Origin of the sequence: Nostoc sp. CCY0012 (assembly GCF_963920855.1) — a bacterium.
In the GTDB taxonomy this organism is placed as follows: Bacteria; Cyanobacteriota; Cyanobacteriia; order Cyanobacteriales; family Nostocaceae; genus Cyanocohniella.
In genome coordinates, this window is record NZ_CAWUDM010000240.1 from 1 (window position 1) to 1,126 (window position 1,126).

Below are 1,126 nucleotides of genomic sequence, written 5' to 3' on the forward strand. Positions count from 1 at the left end.
TAGGGTGTTGATTTTGTGGGAGAGATGCTCAAAATTTTTCATGCAGTTTCTGTGTCGTCAGTTGTGGCAGAAAACAAAATTCTTCTTTTCGAGAGCATGGATTGGCCAAAAACTTGAGCCGCCCAGTCTTCAACATCCAAAAAACGGACTGTTTCTAATGCCTCTTTCACAAGAGTAGTTGTCAAATTCATGGTTGATAAACAAATACTCAAAAATATTTGACTTATTTGTTTAAAAGGAGAACGAGAAGAAAACTGCTTGTATTTACCAAAAAGTGATTCCAGAACGTCAGAAGTTGCTAATAATGTTTGCTCAGATTTCATCTGAGAAATCTCGCCAGTCAAATAACCAAGAATTTTCTGAGCAAACCCTTGTGGAAAATCTACTTCCACTGTTAAATATTGTTGAATAATACTGAAGCTTTCTTGATTCAGACCTTCAAGTTTAATTTGAGTTTCTACGGTGCGGGTCATTTGAACCATTTGTTTCCAATTGCTGAGTGAGTCTTGATAAGAAGCTAACCATCCCAACTTCTGTTTCAACTTAGTCAGGAGAATTTCTGGCTCAATATTTGGTACTAAATCGGTTAAAATATCTAGGGGTGAATTTAGCAGATTTAAAGCCCACTCTAAAAGTTTTTCTACGTTAAAGTAACGACACTGTGAACGTTGTGAAGGAGGAGCTAAGAAAGATAGTTCAGTTTGTTGCAGTTGTTTTCGACATTGACTACACTGCTGTACAAAAGACTGATATTTTTCGCAACTTATTAATTCATGCTTCAGGATTAAAGCCATTGCATGAGTTACATCATAGGTATAAATTACATCAGTATGATTCTGTTGATAAAGTTTAATCCCCCGTTGAATGTCACTTCCACGGTCAGCAATTATTTGTTTAGGACAACCAAATTTTTGAGTAATTTCTGTCAGTTTTTGTTCTATAAGTTCTCCTTTCGTTGAACTCATGATTTCTAATCCTAGAATTTGAACATCCTGATGTTGCAATCCTCGTTTTGATGGAAAAACTTCTTCTACTAGCAGTTGTTCGGAAACGCCTAAGACTACCAGACCTTTTTCTTTTCCTAGTTCTACCGTCAAATCAACAATAAAAATCCAATCATCTCGAT

The 1,126-nt window shown here is 35.9% G+C and carries 1 protein-coding gene; it reads right to left on the reverse strand.

Going from position 1 to position 1,126, the window contains the following annotated elements:
- Positions 1-38: 38 nt before the first annotated feature.
- The coding region (locus tag ACM0OS_RS28930; protein WP_414546613.1) for a hypothetical protein at positions 39-1,126 on the reverse strand (1,088 nt) is incomplete at its 5' end.